Annotated in this window: 17 protein-coding genes; 8 read left to right on the top strand and 9 right to left on the bottom strand. The window is 65.5% G+C overall.

From position 1 onward, the window contains the following. Window positions 1-1,113 carry an S-(hydroxymethyl)glutathione dehydrogenase/class III alcohol dehydrogenase gene (locus ACOXXX_RS14515; protein ID WP_422826889.1) on the bottom strand — a complete coding sequence of 371 codons (1,113 nt, stop codon included), beginning with the start codon at window positions 1,111-1,113 and terminating at the stop codon, window positions 1-3. Between the two features lie 123 nt (window positions 1,114-1,236). Continuing rightward, window positions 1,237-1,674, bottom strand: coding sequence for a c-type cytochrome (locus ACOXXX_RS14520; protein WP_422827320.1), 438 nt, complete (start codon window positions 1,672-1,674; stop codon window positions 1,237-1,239). 100 nt (window positions 1,675-1,774) lie between these two features. Here ACOXXX_RS14520 and ACOXXX_RS14525 point away from each other — a divergent pair, with 100 nt between their 5' ends. Continuing rightward, window positions 1,775-2,116 (top strand): DUF2794 domain-containing protein, encoded by a 342-nt coding sequence (locus ACOXXX_RS14525; RefSeq protein WP_422827321.1) that lies wholly within the window; start codon window positions 1,775-1,777, stop codon window positions 2,114-2,116. On the opposite strand, the gene ACOXXX_RS14530 is transcribed toward ACOXXX_RS14525, so the two are convergent. From ACOXXX_RS14530 to ACOXXX_RS14540, 3 genes are all read right to left on the bottom strand, one after another. After that, complete coding sequence (locus tag ACOXXX_RS14530; RefSeq protein ID WP_422827322.1) at window positions 2,117-3,007, bottom strand: NlpC/P60 family protein; 891 nt, start codon at window positions 3,005-3,007, stop codon at window positions 2,117-2,119. Continuing rightward, a complete protein-coding gene (locus ACOXXX_RS14535; RefSeq protein ID WP_422827323.1) occupies window positions 3,004-4,389 on the bottom strand; it encodes a leucyl aminopeptidase family protein in 1,386 nt (461 codons plus the stop codon). The genes ACOXXX_RS14530 and ACOXXX_RS14535 overlap by 4 nt, the downstream gene beginning before the upstream one ends. A 65-nt stretch (window positions 4,390-4,454) precedes the next feature. Then, window positions 4,455-4,820 (bottom strand): hypothetical protein, encoded by a 366-nt coding sequence (locus ACOXXX_RS14540; protein ID WP_422827324.1) that lies wholly within the window; start codon window positions 4,818-4,820, stop codon window positions 4,455-4,457. A 163-nt stretch (window positions 4,821-4,983) separates the two neighbouring features. Between ACOXXX_RS14540 and ACOXXX_RS14545 the strand changes: the two genes are divergently transcribed. Next, window positions 4,984-5,634 (top strand): carbonic anhydrase, encoded by a 651-nt coding sequence (locus ACOXXX_RS14545; protein WP_422827325.1) that lies wholly within the window; start codon window positions 4,984-4,986, stop codon window positions 5,632-5,634. 24 nt (window positions 5,635-5,658) lie between these two features. Here the strand turns inward: ACOXXX_RS14545 and ACOXXX_RS14550 are convergent, their stop codons facing one another. Further along, window positions 5,659-5,988: a hypothetical protein gene (locus ACOXXX_RS14550; RefSeq protein ID WP_422827326.1), complete on the bottom strand. Its 330-nt coding sequence runs from the start codon at window positions 5,986-5,988 to the stop codon at window positions 5,659-5,661. Window positions 5,989-6,181: 193 nt separating this feature from the next. Here ACOXXX_RS14550 and ACOXXX_RS14555 point away from each other — a divergent pair, with 193 nt between their 5' ends. After that, window positions 6,182-6,694 (top strand): hypothetical protein, encoded by a 513-nt coding sequence (locus ACOXXX_RS14555; RefSeq protein WP_422827327.1) that lies wholly within the window; start codon window positions 6,182-6,184, stop codon window positions 6,692-6,694. On the opposite strand, the gene ACOXXX_RS14560 is transcribed toward ACOXXX_RS14555, so the two are convergent. Next, the gene (locus ACOXXX_RS14560) at window positions 6,670-7,692 is read right to left on the bottom strand and encodes an aspartate-semialdehyde dehydrogenase (RefSeq protein WP_422827329.1); all 1,023 of its coding nucleotides are present in this window, start codon (window positions 7,690-7,692) and stop codon (window positions 6,670-6,672) included. The genes ACOXXX_RS14555 and ACOXXX_RS14560 overlap by 25 nt on opposite strands. Window positions 7,693-8,109: 417 nt before the next feature. Between ACOXXX_RS14560 and ACOXXX_RS14565 the strand changes: the two genes are divergently transcribed. Continuing rightward, on the top strand, window positions 8,110-9,984 hold the full coding sequence (locus ACOXXX_RS14565; protein ID WP_422827330.1) for a polysaccharide biosynthesis protein: 1,875 nt from the start codon (window positions 8,110-8,112) through the stop codon (window positions 9,982-9,984). A 19-nt stretch (window positions 9,985-10,003) separates the two neighbouring features. Here ACOXXX_RS14565 and ACOXXX_RS14570 read toward each other — a convergent pair whose 3' ends face one another. Beyond that, entirely contained in the window at window positions 10,004-10,846 is an 843-nt protein-coding gene (locus ACOXXX_RS14570) for a TIGR00730 family Rossman fold protein (RefSeq protein ID WP_422827331.1), read from the bottom strand. 71 nt (window positions 10,847-10,917) lie between these two features. Between ACOXXX_RS14570 and ACOXXX_RS14575 the strand changes: the two genes are divergently transcribed. Next, entirely contained in the window at window positions 10,918-11,838 is a 921-nt protein-coding gene (locus tag ACOXXX_RS14575; protein WP_422827332.1) for a threonine/serine dehydratase, read from the top strand. Window positions 11,839-11,917: 79 nt separating this feature from the next. Further along, on the top strand, window positions 11,918-12,745 hold the full coding sequence (gene dapD, locus ACOXXX_RS14580) for a 2,3,4,5-tetrahydropyridine-2,6-dicarboxylate N-succinyltransferase (RefSeq protein WP_422827333.1): 828 nt from the start codon (window positions 11,918-11,920) through the stop codon (window positions 12,743-12,745). Between the two features lie 121 nt (window positions 12,746-12,866). Here the strand turns inward: dapD and ACOXXX_RS14585 are convergent, their stop codons facing one another. After that, window positions 12,867-13,088, bottom strand: coding sequence for an N-(5'-phosphoribosyl)anthranilate isomerase (locus tag ACOXXX_RS14585; protein WP_422827334.1), 222 nt, complete (start codon window positions 13,086-13,088; stop codon window positions 12,867-12,869). Window positions 13,089-13,166: 78 nt separating this feature from the next. Between ACOXXX_RS14585 and ACOXXX_RS14590 the strand changes: the two genes are divergently transcribed. After that, window positions 13,167-14,195 carry a sodium:calcium antiporter gene (locus ACOXXX_RS14590; RefSeq protein ID WP_422827335.1) on the top strand — a complete coding sequence of 343 codons (1,029 nt, stop codon included), beginning with the start codon at window positions 13,167-13,169 and terminating at the stop codon, window positions 14,193-14,195. 44 nt (window positions 14,196-14,239) lie between these two features. Continuing rightward, window positions 14,240-14,572 (top strand): hypothetical protein, encoded by a 333-nt coding sequence (locus ACOXXX_RS14595; protein ID WP_422827336.1) that lies wholly within the window; start codon window positions 14,240-14,242, stop codon window positions 14,570-14,572. Window positions 14,573-14,587: the final 15 nt, after the last annotated feature.

Raw genomic sequence — 14,587 nt, forward strand, 5'->3', positions numbered from 1 at the left:
TCAGAACTCCACCACGGCGCGGATGGATTTGCCTTCGTGCATGAGGTCGAAGCCGTGGTTGATCTCGTCGAGGCTCAGCTTGTGGGTGATCATCGGGTCGATCTCGATCTTGCCGTCCATGTACCAGTCGACGATCTTCGGCACATCCGTCCGGCCCTTAGCGCCGCCAAAGGCCGTGCCGCGCCAGTTGCGGCCGGTCACCAGCTGGAACGGCCGGGTCGAGATCTCGGCCCCCGCAGGCGCCACGCCGATGATCACGGAGGTGCCCCAGCCCTTGTGCGCGCATTCCAGCGCCGTGCGCATCACGCCGACGTTGCCCGTCGCGTCAAAGGTGTAATCCGCCCCGCCCTTGGTCAGTTCGACCAGGTGCGCGACCATGTCGCCCTCGACGTTCTTGGGGTTCACGAAATCGGTCATGCCGAAGCGGCGCGCCATCTCTTCCTTGTCGTCGTTGAGGTCGACCCCGACGATCTGGTCGGCGCCCGCCAGCCGCAGCCCCTGGATCACGTTGAGCCCGATGCCGCCCAGCCCGAAGACCACGCCGCGGCAGCCGATCTCGGCCTTGGCGGTGTTGATCACCGCGCCGATGCCGGTGGTCACACCACAGCCGATGTAGCAGATCTTGTCGAAGGGCGCGTCCTCGCGCACCTTGGCCAGCGCGATCTCCGGCACCACGGTGTGGTTGGCGAAGGTCGAGCAGCCCATGTAATGGTGGATCGGCGTGCCATCCAGCATCGAGAACCGCGTGGTGCCGTCGGGCAGCAGGCCCTCGCCTTGCGTGCTGCGGATCGCCTGGCAGAGGTTGGTCTTGCCGCTGAGGCAGTATTCGCATTCGCGGCATTCGGGGGTGTAGAGCGGAATGACGTGATCGCCGGGCTTCAGCGAGGTCACGCCCTCGCCCACCTCCATCACCACGCCCGCGCCCTCGTGGCCCAGGATGGCGGGAAAGATACCCTCGGGGTCGTCGCCCGACCGGGTGAATTCATCGGTGTGGCACAGGCCCGTCGCCTTGATCTCCACCAGAACCTCGCCCGCCTTCGGACCCTCGAGGTTCACCTCCATCACTTCCAACGGTTTCCCGGCCTCTAAGGCCACGGCAGCTCTCGTGCGCATGATTGTCCCTCGTGCTTTTGTTTCGCGGACAAACTGCGCGATCAGACCGCGCGCCGCAAGGGCCGAGACCGCTGCGCGCGCACAGTCAATGGTCTTAACTGGCCGGACCGAAGCGGCGCGCGGTCAGTTTTCGAGGCGGTAATCCTCGTGGCAGGTGGCACAGGCCTTGGCCACCGCGCGCATGCCAAAGCGCAACTCGTCCAGCGTGCCGGTCTGCATCGCGCTGGCCGCGTCTTCCAGCATTGCGGCGTCGGCAACGAAGTCCGGCCAATCGGTCCAGATCTCGGGCTTCGCTTCGGATCTTGGGTCCTGCGCGGGCGTCTCGAACGCGGCGGGGATCGCGGCGGCATGGCGGGCCATGTCGCGGGCCAGCGCCTCTGCCTGATCCGGGTCGAAGGGCACCAGCGTCCTGGTCATCTTGCCAAGTTGCGCGGCGGTGTCCTTGATATCCTTCATCAGTTGCATGCGCTGCATCACGGTGGGATCGGTCACACCGGAATGCGCGAACGCGGCCCCGGCAAGACAGGCAAGAACGACAGCGGTTCGGATCGGACGGGGCATGGCGGTTCCTTTGTCAGCGTGGTGCAGCCACGGCGCGGGCACGGCGAAAGTTTCCCGCCCCCCACTTGATCTTGGGGGCATTTGCGGCAAGTCTCATGGCATGAATTCCCTGACGCCCTTTCCGGCCCGGCAGAACGGCCCCGAGGCGGTGGCTTTTCACCGCACAGAGCTGAACGTCATCCTGTCGCTTTACGGGCGCATGGTCGCCGCGGGGGAATGGCGCGACTACGGCATCTCGTCACTGCCGGATGTGGCGATCTTCTCGATCTTTCGCCGCACCGCCGAGAATCCGCTGTATCGGGTGGAAAAGCGCCCCAAGCTGCGCGGCAGGCAGGGCCAGTACGCGGTGGTCGGGATGGATGGCCAGGTGCTCAAGCGCGGGCAGGATCTGCAGACGGTGCTGCGGGTGCTGGAACGCAAGCTGATCCGCCCGGTCGACTGATCAAAGCCGCGCCTGCCGGGTGACCGGCCCGTCGCCCTGTGCGGCGATCCGGGCGATGGCCTGGGCCATCGGCTCGTAGCAGACGGCCATGGCGTGCGCGTTGGCGTGCAGCAGCGTCGCGGGGTCCGACACCCAGGCCACGTGGCCCTTCCAGAACAGCAGATCGCCGCGCCGGGGCGGGGTGCCTTCGGGCATCGTCGTGCCAAGCGCGGCCTCCTGCAAATCGCTGTCACCGGGACAGTCCACACCGCAAAGTGAAAGAGCCAGCTGGATCAAGCCCGAGCAGTCGATCCCCACGCTTGAATTGCCGCCCCAGAGGTAGGGCGCCCCCAGCAGACGCTCGGCCACTGTGACTGGGTCGGTTTCATGGGCCGCGACCGGGCGGAGATGCGGGGAGGGGATGAAGTAGTCCTCGCTCGGTGCAACCGCCGAGGCATGATCATCCGCGGGTTTCGGCAGGGACACCGTCGCGAACCGCCCGTCGTCCGCGACGACATGCATCCGCGCGCCCAGGGTCACCGGAATGACCCTGCGCGAGGTTTTCATGTCGTTCCAGCGATAAAGATGACTGGCCCGCGCCTGCACCACATGGGTCATCTCCTGCCGCGCGACCTCGTTTACCTCGTGGTGCCGCGCCCAGCCGCAATAGCCGTCCTTTTCGCTCTGCAGAAAGACCAGCCCCCGCACTTGATCCAGTATTGTAACCCGGTCCCCCATACGCAACTGCCGCACCATCCCGCGCGCTTTAAGATCGGGCTCGGACAAGAGGTCCATGGTGTCCCGGACCACGCGTGCCGCATCGCCGCTGGTGAAGCTCTCTGCCTCCACACGCCCACGCAGCGACTCATGCGCAACGCGACCGCTGAACGGGGTCAGCCGCCGGTCGGTCACAGGTTCAAAAGCCCCGGCAGCGCGTCGAAAATCGCGCGCGGCCCCTGCCCCAGCCCGCCCTTGCTGCGCCCCGGCGCGGCGGAGGGTTGCCAGCCGTAGATGTCGAAATGCGCGTAGCGCTGGCTTTGCGTGACGAACCTGCGCAGGAACAGCGCCGCGGTGATCGCCCCGGCGAACCCACCCGAGGGCGAATTGTCCAGATCGGCGATGCCCGGTTCGATCATCGTCTCGTACGGTTCCCAGAACGGCAGGCGCCAGACCGGGTCGGCCATGCGGCGCCCGCCCTGTTCGAGCGCCGCCGACAGATCGTCGTCATCGGTGAAGTAGGGCGCAAGGTCCGGCCCCACCGCAACCCGCGCCGCGCCCGTGAGTGTCGCCATCGAGATCAGCAGATCGGGCGGATCCTCATCCGCGAGCGCCAGCGCGTCGGCCAGCACCAGCCGCCCTTCGGCATCGGTGTTGTTGATCTCGACCGTCAGCCCCTTGCGCGAGGTCAGGATGTCCTGCGGGCGAAAGCTGCTGGCGGAAATGCTGTTCTCGACCGCCGGGATCAGCACCCGCAGGCGCAAGGGCAGGTCCAGCGCCATGATCATCCGGGCGAGGCCCAGAACGTTGGCCGACCCGCCCATGTCCTTTTTCATCAGCCCCATCGACGCGCCGGGCTTGATGTTGAGCCCGCCGGTGTCAAAGCACACGCCCTTGCCCACCAGCGTCAGCGTCGGGCCGTCGCCGCCCCAGCGCATGTCGATCAGCCGCGGCGCATCCACGCTGGCGCGGCCGACGGCATGGATCATCGGGAAGTTGTCGCGCAGCAGGTCATCGCCCGCAGTCACGGCGATTTCTGCGCCGAAGGTCTGCGCCAGGTCGCGCGCCGCCGCCTCAAGCGCGGCGGGGCCCATGTCGGAGGCAGGCGTGTTGATCAGATCGCGGGTCAGCGCCTCGGCCTGCGCCAGCGCCTCGATCCTTTCGGCATCGATACCGTCGGGCGCGACGAGCGACGGCACCTTTGGCGTCTGGTCGCGGTACCGCGAAAATCCGTAGCCCGAGAGCAGCCAGCCCAGGGCTTCGGTCGGTATCCGATCGGCGGGAAGATCCCCGGCCAGCCGGTAAGTGCCGGGCGCAAGGTGAGGCACGGCACCGGCCAGCGGAAACCGCTGGCGCGCCCGCTGCGCCGCCGTGCCATAGCCCGCCAGCGCCATCTGCGGAATACCGTCCAGCCCCGGTATCATCAGCGCGCTGCCCAAGGCCCCCGAAAAGCGGCTGGCCCCGACCCAGGCGCGCACCGCGTCGGTCTGCCCTTCGGTCCAGGTCGGCAGGTCGCGCGGCCCCAACAGGTAAAGCGGAAGAGCCTCGGCATCGGCGGCGGCGAAGGCGAACGACATGACGGGTCCCTTTCGGATCAGCGTGACCGCAGCCTAGCCGCGTGGCCAGCACCCGCAAGGGGGGATCAGATGGAAAGATCCTGCAGATCCCAGATCGCCATCAGCGACCCCTCGCCAGAGCGCGCCAGCCGCGCCAGCGTGGCCGCAAGGGCGGTCGCATCCCCGTCGTCGATGCAGCCGACCACGTCGCGCGCCACCCGGGCCAGACCGGTCATGCCGATCTGTTCGGCGATGCCGATCAGCCCGCGCGTGGTCTTGCGCATCTCTGCGAGGTCGTTGCGGCAATACATGCGGTCGATATGCGCCAGCCGGAACGCCAGTTCCTCCATGGCGCGGCAGACCACGTTTTCGGCGCCTTGCGGCCCCAGCTGGCTGTAAAGCGAATCGAGCCTGTCCGCGTCCAGCCGCGCCCCCTCACTGGGTTGAAGCACCCGTATCTGTTCCAAATGTCCACTCCCGGCAATGCCCCCACGGCCTGTGCACCCTGCCTCGACGCCGGTTCCCAAAAGGTTGAGGCGCAAAAGCCTTTTCGCTCGAATTCCTATAGAATTCGGCCTATAGCTCCGCCTGCGCTCAACAGTTGATGAGGATGTCATGCAGGCTGCCAAACCGCTTCCCGCTTATCTGGTCAAGCGGTATCACGGCTGGAAAGCGACCACCTACGCGGAAAATTCCGCCTGGTATCGCAGGCTGGCCAGCGAAGGCCAGCGGCCGCGCGCAATGGTGATTTCCTGCTGCGACAGCCGCGTGCACGTCACCTCGATCTTCGGCGCGGATCAGGGCGAATTCTTCATCCATCGCAACATCGCCAACCTGGTGCCGCCCTATGAGCCCGACGGCGCGCAGCACGGCACCTCGGCGACGGTGGAATATGCGGTGACGGCGCTCAAGGTGGCGCATCTGATCGTGCTGGGCCATTCCAACTGCGGCGGGGTGCAGGGCTGCATGGCCATGTGTTCCGGCGATGCGCCCGAGCTCGAGGAAACCTCGAGCTTCGTGGGCCGCTGGATGGATATCCTCCGCCCCGGTTACGAGCGGGTCAAGGACGAACCCGATCCTGCGGCGCGGCTCGACCAGCTGGAAAAGCAGGCGGTGCTGGTGTCGCTCGACAACCTAATGACCTTTCCCTTTGTCCGCGAGGCGGTCGAGTCGGGCGCCCTGACGCTGCACGGCCTCTGGACCGAAATCGGCGCGGGCGGGCTGGAATGGTACAACCCGGCCAACGGCAGTTTCGCGCCGGTCTGACGGCGCGGCGTTGGCCCGGGCGTCCTAGCCCAGATCGCCAGAATGTCCGCCCTGATGGACCTTGACGCAAGGCCTGCCCAGCCGTTGCGACAGATGCCGCAGCGGCACACCCATATCGGCGCCGGTGCTGACCGGGTCGTGGCTTTCCGCATTCACGATGACAAGATGGCCTTCGGCAAAAGCCACGCCGTAGCCCTTGGCGGCGAGCCGTTCGGACAGGTCCTCCCAGCTGGTGGCGTTTTCGAGGATCGGGGTCAGAAACCCGCGCAAGAGCGCGGCAGTTTCGCAATCCATCCGTGGGGGCAATTGGCTGGCCTCTGGCCATCCGGCGGAGGTTTCTGTCTGGTAACGCATGGAACTGGTGCCTTTACTGTCTGCCCGTTCATCCTGACGGGTCTTTGAGGCGGAAAAAGGGCCGATGCGGACCCTTTGATTTTTCGAGCGGCCATGTGGCCGGAAAGACACCCTTTTTCTCGTGCGACGCTGAAAAAAGCGACCGGCGGTAACCGGGAGTTAACCCTCCGCGGCGTCGGATGAACGGATGAAGATGCAAGCGATCACCCTTTCCCTGCCCGAACCGACGCTGCAGGCGGCCAAGGCGCTGGCCGATGCGCGGGACATCACCTTGGGGCAGCTGCTGCGCCAGGCCCTGTCGGACGAATTAGGCAAGGCCCAAAGAACCGCGAAGACGCCCAACCGGGCGGATGAGCAGCTCATCGGTCCCTTGCGGGCCCTCCTCGCCGCGGATTTCGGCCAGGCGCGCAGCTGGGACGAGCTGCAGTCACGCCTGCACGGCAAGGGCTTTGCCCTGCGCGAGGCGGGCGGCGGGCTGGCCTTGCATTCGCATCCCGAAGGCCTCCGGCTCTGCAAGGCCTCCGAACTCGGCCACGCCTACGCCAGCCTCATGCGGCGATTCGGCACCCCGTTTCCCGGTCACGCCCACCGGCATCTTGCGGATCGCCTGCTGGGGCGTCCCCAGCAAAAGGGGCCGCCCCAAGGCGACCCCAATGACGATTTCGACGTGATCGAACGCGATCAGCCCTTCTTGAGCACCCGCTGACCCAGCACCTCAGCAATCTGCACCGCGTTCAGCGCCGCGCCCTTGCGCAGGTTGTCGGACACGCACCACAGGTTCAGGCCATTGTCGATGGTCGAATCCTGCCGGATGCGACTGATGAAGGTCGCGAAATCCCCCACGCATTCGACCGGCGTGACGTAGCCGCCGTCCTCGCGCTTGTCGATCACCATGATCCCCGGCGCCTCGCGCAGGATATCGCGCGCCTCGTCCTCGTCCAGATGATCCTCGAATTCGAGGTTGATCGCCTCGGCATGGCCGACAAAGACCGGCACCCGCACGCAGGTCGCGGTGACCTTGATCGACGGATCGACGATCTTCTTGGTTTCGGCGACCATCTTCCATTCTTCCTTGGTCGATCCGTCTTCCATGAACACGTCGATATGCGGGATCACGTTGAACGCGATCTGCTTGGTGAACTTCTTGGCGGGCTTGTCGTCGGTCGGGTTGTAGACCGCCTTGGTCTGGTCCCAAAGCTCGTCCATGCCGTCCTTGCCCGCGCCCGATACCGACTGGTAGGTCGACACCACGACCCGCTTGATCCGCGCGCGGTCGTGCAGCGGCTTGAGCGCCACGACCATCTGCGCGGTCGAACAGTTGGGGTTGGCGATGATGTTCTTCTTGGCATAGCCCATGACCGCGTCGGGGTTCACTTCGGGCACCACCAGCGGCACGTCGGGGTCGTAGCGGTAGAGCGACGAGTTGTCGATCACCACGCAGCCCGCCTTGGCCGCGACCGGCGCGTATTTCTTGGTGGCGTCCGAGCCAATGGCGAACAGCGCGATGTCCCATCCGGTAAAGTCGAAGGCATCCAGATCCTGCGTCTTGAGCGTGCGATCGCCAAAGCTCACCTCGGTGCCCAGCGACCGCCGCGATGCGAGCACCGCGATCTCATCGACCGGGAAGGCCCGCTCTGCCAGAATGTTCAGCATTTCCCGGCCCACATTCCCCGTGGCACCGGCGACGACGACTTTATAGCCCATCGGATCGCTCCTCTTGATCTGCAAGGCCGGTCCGGCCTCAGTTGGCGCGCTGCATATCCCAGCCTTCGGACGGACGAAAGGCCCCGTGTGGACAGCCCTGCGCGTCCCGGACGCGCGCCGCGGCGCGCGACCGCGCGATTCGCACAGGGTCTCGGCAATCCAGGCCCGGGTGGCGCGCATAGATCACACGACTTTCCTTATAGACTGACCGCATAGGTGGATTTCTGCCATTTTCTGCAGTTGCAGCATATGCGCTCTTGTCTAATGTTTGAGCGGATGCCTAAAAGGTGACGTTCGTGACGGGAAGCAAACGGTTTTACAGAGAATGCCACCGGACGCGCTAGCCAAGCGTCAGCGAAGTGGTCAACAAATTGAATACGATATGGCGAGTTGTTCGCCTTCGGGGGACGCCTTTTGATGTTTTACAGGATCGCGACGACTCTGACGCGCGCTCAAAAGCAGTATTTTTTCATGGCCATAGATGCCGCGATGGTGATCGTGGCAATGGCGGCGGCGCTTCTGCTCAACTCTCGTATCGACCTCGATGTCGCGACGCTGGTGGGCCTTGGCCCCCTGCTGGGTCTGATGATGGGGTCGGGGCTCATCTTTTCGGTCTACCTCGGCCTGCCCCGGATCAAGCTCAACGCCTATGAAATGCGAGGCATCCTGCGGACGGCGCTGTTTGCCAGCGCTGTCGCGCTCACCGGTGCGGCCTTCAGCGGGCTGATTGCCCCGCCGGTCCCGTTCGCGGTCTTCGTGATCTTCGCGATGATCTACCTGGTGGCGTGTGCCACTTGGCGGATCGTGCTTCGACAGTTTTTGCTGCAGGTCTATCGCCGTGGGCAGTCGCGGATGCGGGTGCTGATCTACGGTGCCGGGCAGACCGGTCAGCAGCTTGTCGCCGCGCTGCGCACCGATGATGCGGTGGTGCCGGTCGCCTTCATCGACGACAACCCCACGCTGCAAAGCCTGATGGTCGCCGGACTGCCGGTGCACGCACCATCGCAGATTCAGGACCTGATCCATAACAAGGCGATCAACCGGGTGGTGCTGGCGATGCCGTCGATCAGCCAGTCCAAACAGGCCCGCATCGCGCACCGCCTGCGCGGTATCGGCTGCGAGGTGCATGCCCTGCCGTCCTTTGCCGAACTGGTGGGCGAAGGGGAATTGCGCAAACGCGTGTCCCCGGTGTCGCTGGATGATCTTCTGGGCCGGAACCGGCTGGAATCCGAGCTGCCCGGCGTCAGCCATGCCTACAGCGGGCGGCGCATCCTGATCACCGGCGCGGGCGGCTCCATCGGGTCGGAACTCTGCCGCCAGCTGATCGCCTGCAAGCCCGAATGCCTGGTCCTGCTGGATCACTCTGAACTGGCGCTTTACAACATCGACAAGGATCTGCGCGAACTGGCGAGCGAGCTCAAGATCGTGCCGGTACTTGGGTCGGTTCTCGACGAGGCGCTGATGCGCGACCTGCTGGCCAGCCACGGGATCGACGTGGTCCTGCATGCCGCGGCCTACAAGCACCTGCCACTGGTCGAATGCAACACCATCGCCGGCATGCGCAACAACGTGCTGGGCACCAAGGTGATCGCCGATGCCGCCCGTGACGCAGGCGTCGAACGCTTCATCCTCGTGTCGACCGACAAGGCCGTGCGCCCCACCAACGTCATGGGCGCGTCCAAGCGGCTGGCCGAAATGGTGGTGCAGGACCTGGCCACGCGCTCCTCGGGCACACGCTTTTCGATGGTGCGGTTCGGGAATGTCCTGGGCTCGAGCGGGTCGGTCATTCCGCTCTTCGAGGAACAGATTTCCCGCGGCGGTCCGGTCACCCTGACCCATGGCCGCGTGACCCGCTATTTCATGACCATTTCCGAAGCCGCGCGTCTGGTCCTGCTGGCCGGGTCTTTCGCCCGCGGCGGCGATGTCTTCGTGCTCGACATGGGTGACCCGGTGCCGATCGCGAAGCTGGCCCGCCAGATGATCGAAGGCGCGGGCTATTCGGTCAAGGACGATGACAATGTCGACGGTGATATCGAGATCCAGATCACCGGTCTGCGCCCGGGCGAAAAGCTGCATGAAGAGCTGCTGATTTCCCCCGACATGCTGACCACGCCGCACACCAAGATCCTGCGCGCGCAGGAAACCTATCTGTCCGAGCTCGAGATGGCCAACGCGCTCAAGGATCTGCGCCGGGCCATCGGCATGATGGATGAAGAGGCCGCACTGGCCGTGATCCACCGCTGGGTCGAACGCTACGAGGATGACAAGCTGGGCGAAGAGGCGGCGATCTAGTCACCGCCCCGACCAGCCCCTAGCGACCCGGAATATCGCTGCGCGGCGGTTCCGGCTGCCAGTTCTCGATGTGGGCCGCCGCCTCTTCCGCGGTTTCAACAAAGCGGAACAGGTTCAGGTCCTCGGCCGAGATCGTACCCGCCTCTGACAGCGCGTCCCAGTTGATGATCCTTTCCCAGAAGGCCCGCCCGAACAACAGGACCGGCACGCGCTGCATGCGCCCCGTCTGGATCAGGGTCAGCGCCTCGAAAGTCTCATCGAGCGTGCCGAAGCCACCGGGAAAGACACAGATCGCCCGCGCACGCATCAGGAAATGCATCTTCCGGATGGCGAAGTAGTGGAAGTTGAAACACAGCTCCGGCGTCACGTAGGGGTTCGGCGCCTGTTCATGCGGCAGCACGATGTTGAGCCCGATGGACCGCCCGCCTTCGTCTTCTGCGCCGCGATTGCCAGCCTCCATCACCCCCGGACCGCCGCCCGTCACGATCACGAATTCCCGGCCCTCGGTCTCTAGCGACTTGCGGGTCATCAGCCGGGCAAAGCTGCGCGCCTCTTCGTAGAACTGTGAAAGATCCGCCAGGGTCTTGGTGCGCGCGCCGTCCTTGTCGGCAGGTGCGGGAATACGCGCCCCGCCAAAAAGCACGACGGTCGATTCGATGCCCGCCTCGTCCAGCGCCAGTTCGGGCTTGAGAAGCTCGAGCTGCAGCCGGACCGGGCGCAATTCGTCGCGGCAGAGGAAATCCTCGTCCGCGAAGGCGAGTCGGTAGGTGGGCGCGCGGGTCTGCGGCGTGTCGGGTACGTGATCCGCGGTGTCGCGGTCCAGATGGGCATCGCGAAACGGGCTGCGGCGGTCGTCTTTCATGGCGGGGCCTTTCGTGGTTTATCCAATGCGTAGCGCCATTTCACAGGCAGCGCCAGCAACCGGAGCATCGCATGGACTGGACCACAAAAATTGCCGACGCCCGCCAGCGCATCGCGGGCCATGCGCAGATCACCCCGGTGATGACCTCGAACGTGCTGGCCCCGGTTTCGGTGGCGCTGAAGCTTGAGCATCTGCAACACACCGGCAGTTTCAAGGCACGCGGGGCGTTCAATACGCTGCTGTTGCAAGAGGTGCCGCCGGGCGGGGTCGTGGCGGCCTCTGGCGGCAACCACGGTGCCGCCGTGGCCCATGCGGCCCGCGCGCTCGGGCACCGGGCGGCGATCTTCGTACCGGAAATGGCCGGACCCGCAAAAATCGCGCTGATCAAGCGCACCGGCGCCGCCCTGACGGTGGTGCCGGGCGAATATGCCAACGCGCTCGACGCGGCGCGTGCGCACGAGGACGCGACCGGCGCGATGGCCATCCACGCCTATGACGCCGAAGCGACCGTTGCCGGGCAGGGCACCTGCTTTGCGGAATGGGATGCGCAGGGCCTCGATGCCGACACGGTGCTGATCGCCGTCGGCGGCGGCGGGCTGCTGGCGGGCGCGCTGGCCCATTGGCAAGGCCGGCGGCGGGTGGTGGCGGTCGAACCCGCGACCTCCTGCGCGCTTCACGCAGCCCGGGCCAAGGGCGGGCCGGTGGATGTGGAGGTGTCGGGCATCGCCGCCAACGCGCTTGGCGCTCGGCGCATCGGCGGCATCGCCTTCGACCTGGCGCGGGCCCATCTGGACGACGCGCTGCGGGTCGAGGATGCAGCCATCGCCGAGGCGCAGCGCGCGCTTTGGCAGGCGCACCGCATCCTTGTCGAACCGGCCGGGGCCTGCGCGCTGGCGGCGCTGCGGGCGGGGGCCTACGTGCCCGCCCCGGGCGAACGCGTGGCGGTGCTGGTCTGCGGCGGCAACATCGCACCCGACCCGCTGGCGGGCTGACACCGACACTTCTGTGCATTGTCTGATCCCGCCGCGCCCGGTATAGGGCGGCAAACCCCTTGCCGAGGAGACCGTTCAGATGTCCAATGCCCACCTGGAAACCGCCATCGAGGCCGCGTGGGATGCGCGCGACGAGATCACCCCAAGCACCGGCGGTGAAACCCGCGAAGCCATCGAAGAGACGCTGAACGCGCTCGACAGCGGCAAGCTGCGGGTGGCCGAACGGCAGGACAGCGGCGACTGGACGGTGAACCAGTGGGCCAAGAAGGCCGTTCTTCTGGGCTTTCGGATCAAGGACATGGAAATGCAGCCCGGCGGCCCGCAGGGTGCGGGCTGGTGGGACAAGGTCGACAGCAAGTTCCAGGGCTGGGGCGACAACCAGTGGCGCGCCGCCGGTTTTCGCGCGGTGCCGAACTGTATCGTGCGCAAATCGGCCTATATCGCGCCGGGCGTGGTGCTGATGCCGTCCTTTGTGAACCTGGGCGCCTATGTGGACGAAGGCACGATGGTCGATACCTGGGCCACGGTCGGATCCTGCGCGCAGATCGGCAAGAACGTGCATCTCTCGGGCGGTGTCGGCATCGGCGGCGTGCTGGAACCGATGCAGGCGGGCCCCACGATCATCGAGGACAACTGCTTTATCGGGGCACGCTCCGAAGTGGTCGAAGGCTGCATCGTGCGCGAAGGGTCGGTGCTGGGCATGGGCGTGTTTATCGGTCAGTCGACCAAGATCGTCGACCGCGAAACCGGTGAGGTCTTCATGGGCGAGGTGCCGCCCTATTCGGTGGTCGTCGCAGGCTCCATGCCGTCCAAGAACAACGTCAACCTTTACTGTGCGGTGATCGTGAAGCGGGTGGACGAGCGCACCCGGTCCAAGACCGGCATCAACGAGTTGCTGCGGGACTGAGCGCCGTCGGAGTTCTCAAGAACTCCGATCCGCTTTTCTTGAGAAAAGCGCGCCACCCTGCGCATCGGCCGGCCCGGAATTCTCAAGAATTCCGGGCCGTTTTTCTTGAGAAAAACGCCGCTCAGCTCAGCCGCCGCAGCGTTTCGCAATTGCAGAAGATCACAAACTGCCCGGCATTCTCGACCACGGAAAACCCACGGCGGCGCATCTCCTCCAGAAATGGGCCGACGCCATAATATCGCTCGATATCGCGGCGCTTGCGCCGGATCACGCCACCTTGTCGTGCCGACTTTGAGGCGAAGATGTCGATCAGGAAACGGTCGGGAGTCAGATAGTCGGGCATCGTCATACCGTATTGATGGCCGATCACGATTAATCATTGGTTACGGAAACCGCATCCGATCTGGGGCGTTAGCTCCTCATGATCGCCAGCCTGCCTCTTGTCCCGCTGCTGTGTGTCTTCGCGTGCGCGGCGCTATTCGTCGTGCTCGCGTCGATCAAGGCGACACAGCTTGCGGATGTCATCGCCGACCGCACCCGCATGGGCGAGGCCTTGGCTGGCGGCCTGATCCTCGGCGGTGCGACGTCGCTCGCCGGGGTGGTGGTCTCGGTCAATGCGGCCTTGTCGGGTGATGCCAGCTTTGCCTTTTCCAACGCCGTCGGCGGCATCGCGGCGCAGACGCTGTTCCTGGCGATGGCTGATCTGCTGCACAAGCGTGCAAACCTCGAACATGCCGCGGCCGAGCCTGCGAACCTGTTCCAGGCTGTCATGTTGATCATCCTGCTCAGCCTGCCGATCTGCGCGATGGCAGGGCCTGATCTGGCCTATTTCGGCATTCACCCGGTGTCCGTCGTGCTGTTCCTTGCATACCTTGCCGGGGTGCATCTGTCGTCAGTGGTCAGCGAATCGCCGATGTGGCAGCCGGTGCAGACCTCGGAGACGCGCAAGGACGATCCTGACGACGCCGACGATGCCCACAAATCTGCGCGCGGTCCGATCCTTCGGTTCGCCGGTCTGGTGGCGATCATGGCCGTGGGCGGCTGGGTCATCAGCCAGGTGGGCGCCACCTTCATCGACCGGTTTTCCCTGTCTTCGAGCCTTGTAGGCGCGCTCATCACCGCCGTAGTCACGTCTCTGCCGGAGCTTGTCACCACGTTAGTCGCGGTGCGGCGCGGCGCGCTGCAACTGGCCGTGGGCGGGATCATCGGCGGCAACACCTTTGACACGCTGTTCCTCGTCGCATCGGATGTCGCCTACCGCGACGGATCGCTCTATCACGCTGTCGACATCACCGACCTTTACTGGCTGGGCACCGGACTGATGATGACCGCCGTGCTGCTGGCCGGGCTGATCCTGCGGCAACGGCAAGGGCCGGGGCGGATCGGGATCGAAAGCGTGCTGATCATGGCGATCTACAGCACTGCCCTGGTGGTGGAGTTGACGAAGTAGGCCGCGCGCTTGACATTTCCCGCGCCGCCACGGCATCTGCGCCCATGTCGGAAAAACGCCCCAGCAAGCAACAGGTCTACACCCTTCTGGTCGAGGTCGGCCGCAAGGCGGGCGACGGGCTGCCGAAAGACGCGACCGGTGCCGCGCTCATGTGCTATGCCAGCGGTGTGGACGAGGCCGAGGCGGTGCGCGAAACCGTGGCGATCCTCAAGCAGGCCGATCTGGCGCCGCTTGATGTCACCGGCTATGGCACCGCCGACGAACGACGCGCCGAAGGGCACGAGATCGACGAAGACGAGGCCGAGCTGATGGCGCGGGCGCTTGCGGAAAATTCGGTGATCGTGGCGCAGATGACGCCGTTCTTCGACAAGGACTGACCGCGACGCCGCGAT

Origin of the sequence: Thalassococcus sp. BH17M4-6 (genome assembly GCF_049323015.1) — a bacterium.
In the GTDB taxonomy this organism is placed as follows: Bacteria; Pseudomonadota; Alphaproteobacteria; order Rhodobacterales; family Rhodobacteraceae; genus Puniceibacterium.

What these genes read in the sequence shown, in the direction of transcription:
- ACOXXX_RS14595 (WP_422827336.1), top strand. Translation starts at nt 14,240, where the DNA reads ATGTCGGAAAAACGCCCCAGCAAGCAACAGGTCTACACCCTTCTGGTC.
- ACOXXX_RS14535 (WP_422827323.1), bottom strand. Translation starts at nt 4,389, where the DNA reads ATGTCGTTCGCCTTCGCCGCCGCCGATGCCGAGGCTCTTCCGCTTTAC.
- ACOXXX_RS14565 (WP_422827330.1), top strand. Translation starts at nt 8,110, where the DNA reads ATGTTTTACAGGATCGCGACGACTCTGACGCGCGCTCAAAAGCAGTAT.
- ACOXXX_RS14515 (WP_422826889.1), bottom strand. Translation starts at nt 1,113, where the DNA reads ATGCGCACGAGAGCTGCCGTGGCCTTAGAGGCCGGGAAACCGTTGGAA.
- dapD (WP_422827333.1), top strand. Translation starts at nt 11,918, where the DNA reads ATGTCCAATGCCCACCTGGAAACCGCCATCGAGGCCGCGTGGGATGCG.
- ACOXXX_RS14550 (WP_422827326.1), bottom strand. Translation starts at nt 5,988, where the DNA reads ATGCGTTACCAGACAGAAACCTCCGCCGGATGGCCAGAGGCCAGCCAA.
- ACOXXX_RS14575 (WP_422827332.1), top strand. Translation starts at nt 10,918, where the DNA reads ATGGACTGGACCACAAAAATTGCCGACGCCCGCCAGCGCATCGCGGGC.
- ACOXXX_RS14545 (WP_422827325.1), top strand. Translation starts at nt 4,984, where the DNA reads ATGCAGGCTGCCAAACCGCTTCCCGCTTATCTGGTCAAGCGGTATCAC.
- ACOXXX_RS14570 (WP_422827331.1), bottom strand. Translation starts at nt 10,846, where the DNA reads ATGAAAGACGACCGCCGCAGCCCGTTTCGCGATGCCCATCTGGACCGC.
- ACOXXX_RS14590 (WP_422827335.1), top strand. Translation starts at nt 13,167, where the DNA reads ATGATCGCCAGCCTGCCTCTTGTCCCGCTGCTGTGTGTCTTCGCGTGC.
- ACOXXX_RS14585 (WP_422827334.1), bottom strand. Translation starts at nt 13,088, where the DNA reads ATGCCCGACTATCTGACTCCCGACCGTTTCCTGATCGACATCTTCGCC.
- ACOXXX_RS14555 (WP_422827327.1), top strand. Translation starts at nt 6,182, where the DNA reads ATGCAAGCGATCACCCTTTCCCTGCCCGAACCGACGCTGCAGGCGGCC.
- ACOXXX_RS14520 (WP_422827320.1), bottom strand. Translation starts at nt 1,674, where the DNA reads ATGCCCCGTCCGATCCGAACCGCTGTCGTTCTTGCCTGTCTTGCCGGG.
- ACOXXX_RS14560 (WP_422827329.1), bottom strand. Translation starts at nt 7,692, where the DNA reads ATGGGCTATAAAGTCGTCGTCGCCGGTGCCACGGGGAATGTGGGCCGG.
- ACOXXX_RS14525 (WP_422827321.1), top strand. Translation starts at nt 1,775, where the DNA reads ATGAATTCCCTGACGCCCTTTCCGGCCCGGCAGAACGGCCCCGAGGCG.